Origin of the sequence: Bacillus sp. T33-2, assembly GCF_002860205.1 — a bacterium.
GTDB lineage: Bacteria > Bacillota > Bacilli > Bacillales > Cytobacillaceae > T33-2.
Genome location: NZ_PGVB01000004.1, coordinates 24,521 through 41,761, shown reverse-complemented (window position 1 = coordinate 41,761; position 17,241 = coordinate 24,521). Strand labels below are relative to the sequence as shown.

Below are 17,241 nucleotides of genomic sequence, written 5' to 3'. Positions count from 1 at the left end.
GGGCACCGCCCTGCCTTACTGCTTCAATTGGAAATGGATGCTTTCTGTTTCCATTCTTGATTGAACTACAACCTTGTATTGATCAGGGCCGAGGTTCGACACTGTTGCTGCAGTTGATTCAACCGGAACCCATTCAGAGGATTTGAAAATGAATTCTTCCTCTTCCTGGGTAACCCGTAAGGAAAGCACAAGCTTGTCCTGATTGTGTTCAATCTTATAAATTTCTCCAGATCCATAGGAAATGGTTAAATCGTCTCGTAAAGATACATCAATCGGAAGCATGAGCCCGCTTCTTTGCGGAACAACCAATTGCTTTCCGCCTAACAGGGCTTCTCCCTTGTAATTCAATACAGTGGTCTTTTTATATTCGTCAAAGTTATGGAGGAAGATGAACTTGCCGCCGTCCGAATCTGAGCGGAGCGTAATATCGAGTTCATCATCAAGACTGAATCGGCTGTTAATTCCTGCTTTCTTTGCCAGATTCATAATGCAGTCAAACTGATGGTTGAAATTGAACTCCATGCCGACTCCAAACATAATCAGCTTACCTTTTCCAAGGCTTTTTTCAAAAGCGATTACGTCATGGTCCCCGTCTTCGCTCCATGCAAATGCACCAGTTTCAATTTCATAGGTTTCCATAAATTCGGCTTGTACGTTATCAACCTCATCAATATGGGCAAAGCCTCTATGTTTATGGCATTTGATTTGAACCCCGATATAATCCCTTAATACGGTGCAAGGCACATTTTTCATTGTTTTTACCGGGATGGTCGGGAACAAAATCAGCTGGCCGCCATTTTCTAAATACCGGACAAGCTTGAGCTGGATTCTTTCGTCCATCCACTTAGTTGTAAACAACCATAAAGTTGGCACCCTTGCAGGATCCAGCTCTTCCTCACTCATAAGATTGGCGCCTTCAAAGATGATGTTATTTGTTCTTAGTCCCTTGGCAACCCCGTTGTACAAGTAAACTTCTCTTCCATGCTGAATTTCATCCACCATGGCTTTTGTATGTTCATCATAAAATTCTGTCATGTAGTAATCAGGGTAAAACCCAAGATGGGTGTCAGCTACTGGTTTTGTCCTGGCAAGCGGACTTTCATAAGTAATCAGCATTTCACCAAGGTGCTTTATTACGAAATAGTGCGGCCTTTTGTCTCCGTTTGCCGACAGGGGTGCCTGCCATTCATGGCGTCTCCCAAACAAACCGATATTTTCGTAATTCTCCCCGCCAGCGAACATGTAGTAATTGACGCCGTTCATCCCATCGGCAACACAAAGCCTTGTTGTCAGATCAAATGTCGTTGGCTGAAGCCTTGGCTTATCATGGATACTGCCACCCTGGAATTCCGCTGAAAACAATGGCTGTTCCTTCCATTGAATGGCCTTCGTAAAGGCATTGGCAAGAACGATATCAATATAGTTGTCGTATTCAATATTGCCGATATAATAGTCGCCGGCCATTAAGACATTCTCAATTTTCGCCGCTTCTAACAGCTGGGAAATGCCGATTGGATACATCGTGCCCCTTTTTAAAAGATCGATGGTATGAAAGCCGTGGACATTGACTACAAATGGTACATTGATCCCTTTTTCTTCAGCAGAATGCTTCAGAGTTTCCAGGAAAGTCCGATAGTGTTCCCGTAAAAACAATCCAAATTCATTCCGTAGTGCATGTGCATAAATCGCTTCAGGCTTTTTCAGCATGGTGTGAGAAAGCTCTTTCATTTCCTCATATGGGACTCTGAAGGTATTCTCAAAATCTTCTCTTGTATATTTACCTCTTAAATAATCTTCAAATTGAGTTAATGTCGCTTCGTTATAATCCGGCTGATTCGTTACCCAATGGAACATCCCAACTTCGTTATCTATTTGGAACAGGATGACCGGTCCTCCATTTGTTATCTGGAAGGGTTCGATAATCGCGCAAACCTCTTTATACCATTTTTCACTTTTCTCAAGGAAAACAGGATGCATGTAGCTGACTACTCTTGTTGGATGATTCTTCCCGTCATTTGTTTTGGCTACCGCTTCCGGATAATTTTCAATGAACCAGGTAGGAACGCCATGATCGACAACCTCCGCCATAACGTAAGGGCCTGGCCGAACTAGGCAATATAACCCTTCCTCGCTGACGAGCTGAAGAAATGTTTTTAAATCCCTCTCGGGCAATGTTGTGCCTGTAAGATCTATTTTTCCTTCTTCAATCTCGTGAAAAATCCAAGGAACGTATGTGCTGATCATGTTTGCCCCGGCTTCTTTCACCTGGCGTATCCGGCTTTTCCAATCATGCTTTGGCACACGGAAATAATGAAGTTCTCCTCCAAAGAGAATTGCCTCTTTCCCATTAACGATTACCTTTTCATCCTTAATCTTTATCATATTTCACCTCGTATCATCCTGAATTCCTTGGCATCAGTTCAATTGTGATTGGCTCCGGCTCAAATTCATATTGTTTATCAAGGAGCTTGAATAACGTTTGTGCAGCAATTGTCCCCCATTGTTTTCTTGGAACCCTGATTGTCGTTAAAGAAGGGGTAAAATACTGGGACACATAAATATCATCAAAACCCACAATGGCAATATCCTTTGGCACTTCCAGCATTCTTTCTTTGACAGCCCTTATCGCGCCCATGGCCATCTCATCATTGGCACAAACTATTGCACTCGGCAGGTCATAGCCCATTTGCTCCAAGTAATGGCTCACTTCCAGATAACCGCTTGACTCCGTAAAATCAGCGCGAAGGAAATCTTTTTCCCGGAAGGCGATTTTATGCTGTTTTAGCTCTTTCATGAATCCTTTTAAACGTGCTTCACCATCATACGATTGCTGTGAACCTGCGATGAAGCCAATCCTTTTGTGTCCCTTTTCAACAAGATAGTTTACCGCCCTTGCTGAACCTGTTTCATTGGGGAGAAGGACATTCTTTATGTAGGGGCCCTGCAATTCTCTATCCATGACAATCAGTGGCAGCTTCTCGTTGGCTATGGATAGAAGCAATTCATCTTCCATATGGTAGTTCAGGATGATAGCTCCATCCACATATCGTTCGATAAGCACACGGTGTTTATCCACTGAAGCACATACTACTAATTCAAAACCGTTTTTGATCACTTCGTCCTGGATGCCTTCGACCATATCCGAGAAAAAAGGTCCTGTGAATCCACTTAAAAACAAGCCAATAATATTCGTCTTTTGTTCCTTTAAGTTCTTGGCCAGCCCATTGGGACGATAGCCTATCTCTTTAGCTGCATCCAATACCTTTTGTTTAGTCTCACTTGAAATGAGGCTGCTGCCATTAATTGAATACGACGCGGTTGAAACACTGACCCCAGCGCGTTTCGCCACATCTTTTAAAGTTACCATCGCTATCCCCCTGTAATTGAAACGTTTCAATGCAAGAGCAAAAAAATTCCCTTTTCTCTCTTTTGAAACGTTTCAATAAAAACCCAAAAAAATAACTTTGGCTTTCCCCCTTTTGAAACGTTTCAATGACTCTATTATAATTCGGCGTGAAATCGGTTTCAATAGGGTGAAAATACTTTTTTTGCAAAAAAATAAAACAATTTGTTGAAATAGGCAACATCCCGTTCCAAAGATTCCCACTATTTGGATTTATAAAGATATCTACTTCATTTTATATTCACGGTTATAAAAAATTCGATCAGTAAGGTCAAATGATTTTTTCCAGTTCCCTTCGGCTATGGGCATCAAGCAGCTTAATATCCGGGATTTCACACCGATTTCCATCCATATCGGTAATGACGAGCCGATCGGAAGCTATGAATTGAATATGTTCATGTATATTTTGCATGATAAGCTGCAGGTCCCCGCGATCGGTCACGAGCTGGAATATCCAAAGCCCCATTTCTTCGCTTATCGACTGCACTCTTGCAACGATTGGAATAATATAGCGAAAACGAAGCTCTTTTTCGATTTCATTTTTGCTTTCCTGATCAAGCTCTTTCGTGTCTCGAATAACGCCAAGCTCCCGGTCATTCTTTTCCCACACGGATATAAATTGTGAAGGTTTTTTAAAAGGGAATGCTTGATGAAGGGTTATCTCAGGGTAAACTGCCCCATCAATTACTGCCGACAAAACCCCTCCCACGCTCCTGGTAAATGAAATCTCCTTTGAGTCAAAAATGATTATGTCAAATGGGTCCTTCATCCAACTTCAACCCCTTTTATTTTCGACAATTCCTTCTGGGCTTCGACCAATGTAAAATAAATCCCTTTTTCTGCCAGCAGTTGATCATGCGTGCCAACTTCAGCTATCTCACCCTTATCAATGACTACGAGCCTATCAGCATTCCTTAATGTGGAAAGACGGTGGGCAATCGCAAACGTAGTTCTTCCTTTAACAAGCCTGGAGATTGCTTCCTGGATTTTCCGTTCAGTTTCCGTATCAACTGATGCTGTTGCTTCGTCCAATATCAAAATTCGTGGATCATGCAGGATCGCACGAGCAATCGCAATCCTCTGCTTTTGCCCTCCGGATAATCTTTGGCCCCGTTCCCCTACCTTTGTGTCATAGCCATCTGCCATTTTCACTATAAAGTCGTGTGCATTGGCTATTTTGGCTGCCCTCATGATTTCTTCTGGCGTGGCATCCGGTTTTGAATAGGCTATATTTTCAGAGATCGTGCCTGCAAACAAAAATGTTTCCTGAAGGACGACACCGATGTGTTTATGCAGGTCCTCTTGTTTGATATCACGCAAATCAATTCCATCAATGGTGATTTTTCCTTCATGCGGATCATAAAAGCGGCTAATCAGGTTGATCAATGTGGATTTCCCAGCCCCTGAATGGCCGACAAGCCCAATCATTTCCCCTGGTTTGACTAAAAGATTAATATTTTTTAAGTTTGGATGATATTTTTCATAACCAAAGCTGACTGCTTCCAGCTTTACCGCCCCCCTTACTTTCTTTAATGATGCCGCGTCGGGGCTATCAGGAACTTCAGATGCTGTATCCATTATTTCAAAAACCCGGTCTGCAGCTGCGATTGCCTGGCTTAACCAGTTAATCATTTGATTAAACCATTGCAGCGGGCCAAAAAAGATTCCTAAATAAGCGATAAATGCCATCAGCGTGCCAAGAGTGATTTCATCTTTCAGGACGGATACGCCTCCAAAGTACCAAACAAGGAGGATGCCAGTACCGGTAAGGAAAGAGAAGAGTGGAAAGATACCCTGCCACATTCCATCCGTTTTGATCGTTTGTGCAATAAGCCTCTTATTCCCTGTCATATACCGGTTTCTTTCTTGCGCTTCCTGGCCGAAAGCCTTTACGACCCTGATTCCCTGGAGTGAATCGCCGACCACTATATTCAAGCGATTAATCGCTTGCCATTGCTTATACCAGAGATTATTGATTTTAGGCCAAATTTTAAGAGAAAACAGGATGACAATCGGCGTTGGCAGAATGGCCAACAAAGCCAGCTTCCAGCTCAAAGTGAACATTAGGCAAATGATGGCAATCAACATGATGAATTGGGCGCCGATCCAAAGGATGCCATCAGTTAAAAACTGCCTTATAGCTTCAGCATCACTATTTACACGTCCGATAAATTGTGAGGTCTGTCTTCTGTCAAAATAGCTCAGGGACAGTCTCATCAAGGATTGATAGATATCTTTCCTGATATCCCCCATGATATTGCTGCCGATCCAAACACCTAAAATTCCTCTAAGCGTTTGCATAATGGTCACCAGCAGGCTGGTTGCACCCAGTGCAAAGACGAAGGTTCCCAATGCACCGCCAAAATCCCGGGGTTCGAGAACATCATCCACAATGATTTTCGTTATGTAAGGGGGCGCAAGCTCGACTAGCGTCGCAATGATCAAAAGGATCACCGCAAGGATCGTTTTGTTCCGATACGGCTTCGTATAGTTGAACAGACGGCCAATCACTTTCTTCTTATCCACACATACCGGACAAACACTCGTACCCTCCTGAAGCGGACGACCGCAGCTAGGACAGATCCTTGGCAAATCTTTTGTTGATAAAACCGGAACAGGTTCCTTATTCACCAGATTGGATATCACTTTTACCGCAATCGAAAATTTATTTGTGAGCGACGAGGTGTATCGAACAAGGGCAATGGCGTTTCTTTGAAACGTTTCAATAACGAGGCAGCCTCCGCCTATATACTGATCCAGCCTAGCACCCTTAATGTCCGATAGAAGGACTTCCATTAAAATCTCACCTTCGGATGAATAAACGAGAACATTTTCCTCTGTAATGGCAAGCCATCTTCCTTCAAAATTGCCATCCTCGTTTATATCTGCTTTTGCAGAAAATATAACAGGACGTTCAAATACAAGGTTATTGGGCAAGGCTTCATGAATGGGCATATGACCTCCTATTGAATATTTTTATTTATCATTCTAATAACGAATGAATCGGTTTAATTATATTTTCATACTTTTTGGAAAACAACCCTATTTTTTTCAATAATTATTTTCCCAATAAAACAGTTGCGGTAATAGGCTGGAGAAATATCAATATATATTGTAACCGTTAACTTTTTCTGTTTATAATTAGGTGAAACGTTTCGATAAAAATCTTTTTATTTCCCTTACGAAAGGATGTTTACTAGAAATGAAGATTCTTTATATCGATGTGGATTCGTTAAGACCTGACCATATTGGTGCTTACGGCTATCACCGCGATACAACGCCAAATATGGACAGCCTTGCAGAGCGCGGCGTCAGATTTACAAATTATTACGCCTCCGACGCACCCTGTGCCCCTTCGAGGACAGCTCTGTTCAGTTCCCGTTACGGAATACATAATGGTGTAGTCAATCATGGCGGGACAGATGCCGATATGAGAAAGATCGGTCCTAACCGCCCTTTCAACCATCATCATACCGAGTATCAGGCATGGGTGGATAAATTAAGATTCAAAGGTCTCCATACTGCTATGATTAGCCCCTTCCCCGGCCGCCATGCGGCATGGCATGTTACCGAGGGATTCCTTGAAGTCCATGACACAGGAAAGCATGCCGGAGAAACTGCGGGAGATGTTTCAAACGAGGCAATCCGCTGGATAAAAGAAAAAGGTTCAGAAAAAGAAAACTGGTTCTTATATCTTAACTTCTGGGATCCGCATACTCCTTACCGCACGCCGGCGGAATATGGAAATCCTTTTAAGGATGACCCGGCACCTGAATGGCTCACAGAAGAAATCATCGCAAGGCACCGGGACAGCTACGGGCCGATGGGTGCTCGCGACCTGGTACAGGTGAAACAGTGGCCAGGGCTGCCTGATGAAATTACTTCCCGTGAAGATTTCAAAAGATGGATCGATGGTTATGACACGGCCATCCGCCATGTGGATGACCATATAGGAAAGTTATTTGACGTTCTTGAAGAACAAGGGATATTAGAAGAAACCATAATCATAATTTCAGCAGATCACGGTGAAAACCAGGGTGAGCTGAATATTTACGGCGACCATCAAACCGCTGACCATATAACAAGCCGGATTCCGTGCATCATTGCCGGGCCGGGAATCAAACAAGGCCATGTAGATGAGGACTTCCACTATCAAATCGACTTCGGCCCTACCTTCACTGAGCTAGTAGGAAGTGAAGTGAGTAAAAGATGGGATGGCGTGAGCTTTTTGCCTGCCATCACGAAGGGTGAATCCGCTGGGCGTGAGTATCTAGTCGTCAGCCAGCAGGCATGGGCCTGCCAGCGCGCGGTCAGGTTTGATAATTGGATGCTGATCCGTACGTATCATGACGGATTAAAGGAATTCCCGGAGCTTATGCTGTTTGATATCGAAAACGATCCGCATGAGACAACGAACCTGGCAGATAAACGCCCTGAGGTCGTTGGAAAAGGATTGCGGCTATTGGATACCTGGGTGGCGGAACAAATGAAAAGCTCTGATTATCCAACCGACCCAATGTGGAATGTACTCCATGAAGGCGGCCCATTCCATACAAGAGGAGATAATGCCCTTGACGGCTATTTGAATAAACTCCGTAAAGACGGACGAGATGCTGCTGCAGAGCGATTGGAACGCCGCTATCGTCCGGAAAAGTTTTAAATAATAATTTTCGAAAAAAGGCGTAAGCGCCCGTTTAGCAAATACTATGGATAATGAGTCACTGGATGAGGAGAAATGTGTTTGGATGTTTAAGGCCTGTTGGAGGAATTTACTATATATTCTTGAACATAAATTAAATGTTTTAGTTGAATGCTGGAAAGTAGGCTTATATTTTCAAGGGATTACCCATGATTTATCGAAGTTTTCACCAAAAGAATTTTTTCCATATGCTAAGAAGTTCTTTTTCAATGGAGAAAAAAGTGCTGTTGATGAACTTAAATGGAAATATGCTTGGCTTCACCATCAGCATAAAAATAAGCATCATTGGGAGTATTGGGTTATTGATTCGAATAATAAACAAGCATTACCCATGCCTAGAAAGTATCTCATTGAAATGGTCTGTGATTGGCGTTCATTTTCCAGGAAATGGGGAAGGAAAGTGAAAATATCATCGTTAGACCTTACGGACAAGATTGTATTGCATCCTAATACAAAAAAAGAACTTGAAATGATCATGAGGGTTAAAAGTGAAAACTGATTCCTAAGAAACTGTTGAGTAACACAGCCATTCTACTATATTGTACAAGATTTACGAACTCCTCGTTACAAGGCTGTTAAGTTAAACAAGAGTATTAATGAATTTCACCTCAATTACGTGCATTAAAATGAAATTAAGAACTTACAATTTTACCTATAATTTAAATAACAAAACCTCTTTGATTGCAATCAATGCTAGTGATGTTGATTTATAGCAAGGAGGAGAAGGCTATTATGTTATCATGGCATAAACAAATAAAAAGCATCGGATCGATGCTTTTTATTTGTTTGATTTGCCGACCGCTTGGAGCGGCTCACAGCACTTTTTGAATTTTTTTCCGCTGCCGCACAAACATGCATCGTTTCGGTCCGGCAGTTTTAAACCTGTATCGATATACTCCTGCAGCCAGCGCCTTTTTACGTTTTGCGCAACAATATCCATTCTCTCATGGGCGTAGGAATAGATTTGTTTGTAGCTTTGGCAGAAATAGTCCACATCCACAAGTGTTTCATCTTCACCAAAACTCCATGTCCGATTCCGCGGGCATCCCCCGTGGCAAAGATTGATATATTCGCAGCTTACACATTGTTTTGGCAGGTTTGGTTTAAGCTGGAGGAACTCATTATAAACAGGGCTGCTTAAAATATCTGCCAAACTGTCAATCGCTACATTGCCAAGCTTAAATTGGTCATTGATGAAAAAGTCACACGGATAGGCATCACCATTTTGTTCAAGGATTAATGTTTTTGGACATGACCTACGGTGAATGCACAGTTCAGCTTCACGGTGAACATAAACATTCAGCATATTATCGAAAAAGCGGACAGATGTAACCGGATCGCCATCGTTATACCAGACATCAAAGGCCTCGCATAGGAACGATCCATATTCAGCTGGCGTAATTAAATATTCACCTTTTGCGTCCGTTTCCTGTGCCCGAAAATCCATGCCTGGGATAAACTGCACAAATGTAAACTTTTCTCGTTTATAAAATTCCATTAATTCCCTTGCTTTTGTTACATTGCCTTCATGTATGACTGTTAGGATATTAAAATCAACATTATGTTTGCGCAGGTGGCCAATCCCCCGCATGACACTGTCATAGCTGCCTGCACCTGAGCCCGTCACACGTCTCGCGTCATTTATTTCCTTTGGCCCATCAAGGCTTACTCCAACCAAAAAATTATACTGTTTTAAAAATCGGGCCCATTCATCATTGATCAAGGTGCCGTTTGTCTGTAACGAGTTACTGATCATCGTATTGGGAGGTGCATATTTCGCTTGAAGCTCGACAACCTTTTCAAAAAAGTCCAGGCCTGCGAGCAATGGTTCCCCCCCTTGCCAGGCAAATTTGGCTACTCCGTTCGATAGAGCCATATATTCTTTTACGAATTTTTCAAGGACAGCATCATCGATTCGGACAATCTTGCCAGGTTTCCCTCCACAACGGCTGTAATAGCAGTAATCACACGCCAAATTACATGCTTCTGATACTGTTTTCCACATTACGCCGATATTCCCATAATCGGCTGTCAGGCATCCTGCTGACATCTGTATTCCCCCTTTTGGGCCACGCTGTATTTCCATCGCTTAATTTGGAAAATTTGTATTTTCAAGAACTATTTTTCTATTGTAACATTATAACGAGGATTTTTAATTGATTTATTTGGCAAAGTCGGACTGAATCTATAGATTTAAAAACTACGAAAACAAGGAGAAAATATGGACTATTCAATCATGACTTTTAATCTGCGTGTGGATATTCCAAGCGACAATGGAAATATCTGGAAATATCGTGCTGACAAAGTTGCCGCAATGATTGCTAAACATAACCCTGTTATCATCGGAATACAAGAAGGGCTTTCTTACATGTTGACTGACATCGCCGATCGTCTGCCTGCCTATAAATGGATTGGCCAAGGCCGTGATGGCGGGGAAAAAGGAGAATTCTCAGCAATCTTGTATCATCAAGATATTTTGTCGGTCAGTGATCAAGGACAATTTTGGTTATCTGAAAAGCCAGAAGTAGCTGGCAGTAAAAGCTGGGGAACAGATTTTCCACGCATATGTACATGGGGACATTTCCAATTCGTAAAGTTTCCCGGGAAGGAGTTTTTCTTCTACAATACTCATCTGGATCATGTGAGCCAGGAAGCTCGAGAAAAAGGAATCCGGTTGATTTGGGATTTCATGTGCTCCCTTGACGCAAAAACAATCCCAGCTTTTTTAGCAGGCGATTTCAATGCAAACCCTGACAATAATGTGATTAAGTTTTTGCAGAGTAAAGATATCCTGGTTAATGCTTATAGCATTTTGCAAGGAGAAGTTGGGTTAACTTTTCATAGCTTTTCAGGCGGAACATCCGGGGAACCGATTGATTATATCTTTTCTTCGAAAGAGGTCCAATTACTTAATATCACAGTTGATAGAAGCAAGGTATATGGTGGCTTTCCATCCGATCATTACCCGGTAATTTTAACAGTTTCCATTTAAATCAATACATATGCTCGTAATCTACGAAGACGTACTTCAAATGGGGGGAATTTTTTAAGTTCCAACTTTGAATATCAGTCGCAAATTCAATCAAAATTGTCCATAATTAATAATATGCGGCCCCTTGAATGCAGTCTGGATCACCTTTCCCATGCGTAAGGACTTTAGGGAATTTCTTGCACCCTTTCCTTGGGAACAGTATGGTGTATTGTCAAAAAACAGCGACATTCGAAGCCAAACATATCCTATAAAACTATTCAAATATACATCCAAGCTAAAATTTGATAGCTTAGCATTATCAATGAAAGAGGTCATAAACGTGGAAATTACAACAGGCTTGCTGCTGCTTGCAGTCGGATTGGTAGCAGGAGGTTATGGTACTATTGTCGGAGCCGGAGGGGGATTTATATTTGTTCCAGCTCTTCTCCTTATTTTCCATATGGACCCTGCTCTAGCAGCCGGTTCAGGTATAGTCATAGTTTTAATCAATTCTTTATCAGGAGTAATAGGATATGCAAAACAAAACAGGATACACTATCGAACGGGGATCATCTTAAGTTTAGGGGCAATTCCTGGCTCTTTGCTTGGGGTTTGGCTTCTTCATATTTATTCATCCAGTTACTTTTATGTAGTTTTTGCCACTCTGTTAGTTGCTCTTGGTATTTTCTTGTTTGCAAGCAATTCACCGTTCACTCTTTTTAGAAAGAAAAAAGCTTTTAACGTTTGTAGAGAAGATGGCCATGAAGATAGTTTTAGGCTGGATGAGCCAGAAGGATCGACAGAAATTAGCGGGACTCCACGTCTCGCTGCAAAATGGCTGCTTCCAATCGGGGCCTTAATGGGCGTACTATCTAGTTATCTGGGTATTGGCGGGGGATGGCTGCTTGTTCCGATTCTAATTTATATTTTTAAAGTATCCACACACCACGCTACGGCAACATCAATTTTCTCGCTTACCCTTTATTCTTCAGTGGGAGTCGTTTCACAAATTATCTATAGCAGCGTAGATTGGATAACTGTTCTATGGGGGGGCGCCGGGGTCATTATTGGTTCCCAAATCGGTGTGTTCCTCTCTCAGAAAATACCGGGAAAAGTGATTATTCAAATGCTCTCTGTATTATTAGTAGGGATTGGCTTTAGGATGTATTTTAACTAAATAGATATTTAACTATTATTCTTTCGACTTCGAAGTTCTCACCATGAAGACACATGCAGCCACGATGAGGATTGCTGTTCACTTGAGCATAATCACGACCATGGCACCACCCCTTTTACAGTAAAAAAACTGCTGTCGTACTCCATCATCATCCTGCCATTACTAACCGGCTTTATGCTTCCTGCAAAGGTGTTGGACTCATCCATTGCAGATAAAAAAGGCGCCATGCTGTCGATTGCGGGTTCAAGTAAACGCGGTGGAGAAACTAAGCCAAGCCCTTCAGACAGTGAGGAAAAACTAGGAGTAGAAGAATCAGACCTCCAAGCTGATCAAGACTCTGCCGTACCAGAAGACACCGCAACCGTCACTGGATACGAAAATGAACAAACCGAAGAAGAATATAACAAGATAATGAAAGAATTAGAGGAAGACTCCACGATCGTCTTTAATGACAGTATCTATTCTAGTTACTATCAGGAAATCAGTTCAAACACTGATAAGTTCAAGGAAGAAAAGTAAACCTGTACGGCTTCGTTTATAAAGAAGATGGCTTCACAGAAAATCAGCTAGTTGTCTCAAGATTTCTGGTCACTCATTGTATAGCAGATGCCGGCCTTATCGGGTTTCTATCAGAGTTTCCAGACGCTGCAAAAATTGAAAAAGACAAATGGATCAAGATTGAAGGTATTATCGAAAGTGGATCCTATATGGGGAACCCCCTTCCGGTAATAAAAGTGTCAAAATGGGAAGAAATGAAGGAAGGAATTAAAGATAATGAAAAGAGCCGGGATTAGGCTCTTTGTTTATCAATTTAACATGATTTTTGCCACACACACCACGTGGTTTGAGTGTTGAGTACAGATAATCTTGTAGTGGTGTTTACCGTACCTTTCGTCTAGATACTAAATGGGATATCATCTATACTAGAGAGAATTCTCTAAATAGTCCAGATACTACCTTGACACCTGGCAATAAAAATAATTGGGGTCCTATTATACCATTTTTATACATGACGAGGGTTATCAAATTGGGTATGATGAAGGACATGAACTTGGTTATGATGAAGATGATGAAGATTATGAAATAGGTAATAAAAAGGATACTCAGAGGGTAAGATTGTTGGACTTAGTAATTCAACTCCAGCAATTCCTAGTACTCCTTCATCTTTCCTCGCTTCAGGTTTAAATATATATTCTGATGGGATCGATTGGTCTATTGCTACCAATAACGAAAATAAAGAATTTATTCGCGCTGTTGCTGATGCTAGCGGATCCTTTGTAAGCTATTCAGAACTAGATGATTATGTAACTGCGATAGATATTTTTTATGAATCCAACTCTAAATTAAATACTTTGAAAGATGCTTTAGAATCCATTCAATAAGACACTAAGAGGAGTTCTCAGTAACAGTATTCCATTTCTTATATTTCAGACTTAGTAATCAATTATTCTTATTTAGTTTAGAACTAATCTCCCAGTATTACTATGCAGTTCTAGTTCATTATTCTAAATTACCAAGTACCTAAAAATTTCTTGTGAAAAATGTAAGTTGCAATCCAAATGCTCAAGACCATTGAGGTTCCTGGAATAGAGGCAAATTCTTTAAACAACAAGCAAATACCAGCATAGACGAGTGACCTAATCAAATTTGCTTTCAATAGAGTATTATCCTCTCTTTAAGATTCACGGTGATAAAAATTGCAACCACAGTATATACAATACCCCTGAAAGTCTCTGGCTAATTCGGGAATAATTGACTCCATTTCACTCGGATCCTACATATTGTTAATGATTATGAATTGCTATAAAAATGACTGAACCCGTGACCAATAAAGCACCCGTTAGAGCTTAATAAGAATTATTTAAATAAGTTGTTCGTTATACATATTAATTGAGTGTAACTTCCCTTTTAATAAGTTATCTATGATTTGCTTTAAAACACTTGATTCCCGTAATTCTTCGTTATCAAATTTCACAAGGTCATTTAACTTAATCCACCTACTGTCTGAAATTTCTTCTTCTACGAGATTTAATGAACCACCTGTAACCTCACCAGTAAAATGAAACAAAATAACTTGATGTTTGTACTACTTATAAAATTATATACACCAGTTGTGCCATTAAGTTTTACATCAAAGCCTGTTTCCTCTTTTACTTCCCTACGAGCTGAATAAAGAATGTCTTCACCATATTCTATACGTCCACTCGGAAAGTTCCACCTATCAATTGCAGATGGTTTACTCTCTCTTATTATTAATACTTCATCATTTCTATATATTGATACACTGACTACTAAGACAATACCATTTTGCGGCATTCATTTCTCCTTATGTATTTTATTTTTTTATGTATATCTATACTTTTTCTCTACTTAACACCTAATTACCTTTTTACACTAACCTGCCCCGAGACGACTGGAAAGTTTAGGATACACCGTTATGCTAGAAGAACCCAAAGCCTCTTAATACACTTCACTTAATTACCATAGATCAATGAAATTAGCGCTCTCCCCTTTTTAAAAAACGAATGAGCTGCGTCCTCTTCAGTATTGCCTTTTTTCTCTGAATTACAGAAGTTAATTTTCATGGTAGTTTAAGTACATTCATTCACAATCTTACTTATAAATACGTTGTCCACTATAAAAATATAACACAAAAAACAGATAGCTAATTAAAAGTACAAAAAAGCATCGGTTTAAAAGACCAATGCTCTGTTAGTAATGGAAGTTGCAATTATTATATCAATATGATTTATACTAAACAATGGAAAGTTCGACCGTTTGATTAATCCTAATACCGCATTAAGATACAGGCTTAAAACTATAACTATGTGGTTTTCCACCTTTTAGCCGATTGGCTTAAACTATTCACCTCTGAGGTCAAAATATGCCCGAAAAACTCGCTGGCTGATGATATTAGCAGCACTGTGCGGCTGAGCATAACCATCACGGTAGGCATTCGGTACAATAACGGCAATGGCAATCTCGGGATCTACGGCTGGGGCATAACCTGCAAAGGAAAGATTCCATGTCTTTACCCCATTTTTATAGGATTCAGAAGTCCCGGTTTTACCTGCCGCATTGTACGGTTCGTCTTTAAAATATCCTCTCGCTGTTCCTTGGGAACCATGGGTAACCAGCCAAAAGCCTTGTTGGACCCGCTTCATCATCTCGCCACTCATATCCACCTGATTCAACACAACAGGTTCGATTTCATCGATCAAGTTTCCCGGTTCATTGCCATTCTTATTAGTTTCGCGAATCTCCTTCACCAATTGGGGCTTCATGCGGTAGCCGCCATTGGCAATAGTAGTGATATACTGGGCAATCTGCATCGGTGTATATGTATCTAATTGTCCGATCGCAATTTGAAAGTAGGTGCTTGTATTGGTACCTTTTATTCCGGCTGTTTCATTATCAAACCCAATACCGGTCGGCACCCCCAAACCAAATTGGCTGAAATAATAGCGGATGGTTTCAATTTTCTCCGGATCGATATTCAATGTGCCATTTGGGATATACTTGCCGCCCATGATTTCAATCGCGGTTTTCCACATATAAACATTTGATGAACGCTCCAATGCCTTTAATTCGTTAATTCTGTTCATGACTTGGTAAGAGGAAAAGGTTCCCGAGCCCTTAAATCGCATGACTTCATCCAGTTCAGTTTCCCCGAAATCCCTAACACCCGTTTGGTATCCGGTTAATACGGTGGCCCCTTTTACAACGGACCCTTGTTCAAAGGCATAAGTGAAGGTTCCCGGTGTAAAATCGGTAAATTCCTTGGACTTCCTGTTATAGACTTTTCCTGACATAGCCAGAATGCGGCCGGTTTTGGGCTCCATTGCCACGACAAAGGTAGTGTCAAGTGTATCTGTATGCGGCTTTTGTATCGCATTTACTAACTCTTCCTGTATGATTTTTTCCACTTGGGCTTGGAATTCCATATTAATAGTCAGGATAATATCTTTGCCGCTCTGCCCTTCCGAAACAGTCTCTGTACTCAGCACATTTCCATTTTGATCTGTCACGGTTTTTACTTTTTCCTTTTGACCTTGCAATACGCCATCATAAAGCTCTTCAATATAACTTTTCCCGACACGGTCATTCAGTTTGTACCCTTTCGCCGTATAGGAATCTACTTTTTCTGCCGGTAAGCCTTCATCTGCACTCGTTACTTTACCAAGCATATTCCGAAACGTATCCCCGTAGGTGCGGCCCCTCTTCCAGTCGGTCGTGACATCCACACCCGGCAGATTTTCCAGATTTTCATTGACTTGCGCATATTCTCTGTCTGTTACATTTTCATTTTTGATTACAGTCGGGGTTAAAGCGATGGCGGACGATAGTTTTCGGTAGATGGCCGCCATGTTTTTGTCCATTACCTGGAGATCGCTTTCTGTAATGCGCTCCAATTTTAATTGATATAAATCCTTGTCGGTCAGTTTTTCTTGTTTGTATAATTTCCCCTCCTCTTTTGTGATTAAATCCTCGCCATTATTATTTTCCAGCAGCCAGATATCTTTCAAATCCCGATCGGTCACTTTATCGATCTCTTTATCATTCATGAAAAGAAATGTATCTAACTTCTTTGCCAGTTCAAGCAATTGGCCCGGCTGTGGATTTTTCGGCGGTGTGTAGATAATCGCCTTTTCCGGAATATTATAGACTACTAACTTTTGATTCGTGTCATATATTTTTCCGCGCGGAACGGAATTACTAATGGGCGTCACATCCGTCTTCTCAGTTTGAGCCGCATAGGTTTCCCCTTTAATTATTTGGATGACGCCAAGGCGAAGAATCAGAATGGAAAAAAGAACAAAGACCATGAAAAAAAGACCATTCAGTCTCGAACGGATTGGATTGTTTATTTTCGTTTTTTTCTGCCTTTTTTGCTTCAAAACACATCAGCCCTTTCATGTAAGAAGAATCCAATTAGTTGGGAAGTTTGTATACAAGGTAGGCGCTATATACTACAGTTGTAGTATTTAGAA

General features: G+C 41.1%; 11 protein-coding genes and 2 pseudogenes. 6 read left to right on the top strand and 7 right to left on the bottom strand.

The features are described 5' to 3' along the window. Positions 1–15: 15 nt before the first annotated feature. From CVD19_RS03125 to CVD19_RS03110, 4 genes are all read right to left on the bottom strand, one after another. Positions 16–2,382, bottom strand: coding sequence for a beta-galactosidase (locus CVD19_RS03125; RefSeq protein ID WP_101580422.1), 2,367 nt, complete (start codon positions 2,380–2,382; stop codon positions 16–18). A gap of 13 nt (positions 2,383–2,395) precedes the next feature. Continuing rightward, entirely contained in the window at positions 2,396–3,367 is a 972-nt protein-coding gene (locus tag CVD19_RS03120; protein ID WP_101580421.1) for a LacI family DNA-binding transcriptional regulator, read from the bottom strand. A gap of 307 nt (positions 3,368–3,674) precedes the next feature. Next, positions 3,675–4,172, bottom strand: a complete 498-nt coding sequence (locus CVD19_RS03115) for a DUF1854 domain-containing protein (protein WP_101580420.1) — start codon at positions 4,170–4,172, stop codon at positions 3,675–3,677. After that, complete coding sequence (locus CVD19_RS03110) at positions 4,169–6,358, bottom strand: ABC transporter ATP-binding protein (protein ID WP_101580419.1); 2,190 nt, start codon at positions 6,356–6,358, stop codon at positions 4,169–4,171. Before CVD19_RS03110 ends, CVD19_RS03115 begins: the two co-directional genes overlap by 4 nt. A gap of 247 nt (positions 6,359–6,605) precedes the next feature. On the opposite strand from CVD19_RS03110, the gene CVD19_RS03105 reads away from it, so the two are divergent. Both CVD19_RS03105 and CVD19_RS03100 read left to right on the top strand, forming a co-directional pair. Then, positions 6,606–8,063 carry a sulfatase family protein gene (locus CVD19_RS03105; protein WP_101580418.1) on the top strand — a complete coding sequence of 486 codons (1,458 nt, stop codon included), beginning with the start codon at positions 6,606–6,608 and terminating at the stop codon, positions 8,061–8,063. 85 nt (positions 8,064–8,148) lie between these two features. Continuing rightward, positions 8,149–8,601, top strand: a complete 453-nt coding sequence (locus CVD19_RS03100) for a DUF5662 family protein (protein ID WP_101580417.1) — start codon at positions 8,149–8,151, stop codon at positions 8,599–8,601. 279 nt (positions 8,602–8,880) lie between these two features. Here the strand turns inward: CVD19_RS03100 and CVD19_RS03095 are convergent, their stop codons facing one another. Then, positions 8,881–10,152 (bottom strand): anaerobic sulfatase maturase, encoded by a 1,272-nt coding sequence (locus CVD19_RS03095; protein WP_101580416.1) that lies wholly within the window; start codon positions 10,150–10,152, stop codon positions 8,881–8,883. Between the two features lie 171 nt (positions 10,153–10,323). Between CVD19_RS03095 and CVD19_RS03090 the strand changes: the two genes are divergently transcribed. The 4 genes and pseudogenes from CVD19_RS03090 to CVD19_RS25795 all read left to right on the top strand — a co-directional run bounded on the left by CVD19_RS03090 (position 10,324) and on the right by CVD19_RS25795 (position 13,044). Further along, on the top strand, positions 10,324–11,094 hold the full coding sequence (locus tag CVD19_RS03090; RefSeq protein ID WP_101580415.1) for an endonuclease/exonuclease/phosphatase family protein: 771 nt from the start codon (positions 10,324–10,326) through the stop codon (positions 11,092–11,094). Positions 11,095–11,413: 319 nt separating this feature from the next. Further along, entirely contained in the window at positions 11,414–12,250 is an 837-nt protein-coding gene (locus CVD19_RS03085; protein ID WP_101580499.1) for a sulfite exporter TauE/SafE family protein, read from the top strand. Between the two features lie 90 nt (positions 12,251–12,340). Then, positions 12,341–12,769, top strand: a pseudogene (locus CVD19_RS03080) (DUF1980 domain-containing protein); the annotation flags it as partial. Between the two features lie 2 nt (positions 12,770–12,771). Next, positions 12,772–13,044: a TIGR03943 family putative permease subunit gene (locus CVD19_RS25795; protein ID WP_101580413.1), complete on the top strand. Its 273-nt coding sequence runs from the start codon at positions 12,772–12,774 to the stop codon at positions 13,042–13,044. Between the two features lie 1,067 nt (positions 13,045–14,111). On the opposite strand, the pseudogene CVD19_RS03070 reads toward CVD19_RS25795, so the two are convergent. After that, positions 14,112–14,566, bottom strand: a pseudogene (locus CVD19_RS03070) (NUDIX hydrolase). Positions 14,567–15,111: 545 nt separating this feature from the next. Next, on the bottom strand, positions 15,112–17,148 hold the full coding sequence (locus tag CVD19_RS03065; protein WP_101580412.1) for a peptidoglycan D,D-transpeptidase FtsI family protein: 2,037 nt from the start codon (positions 17,146–17,148) through the stop codon (positions 15,112–15,114). Positions 17,149–17,241 lie beyond the last annotated feature (93 nt).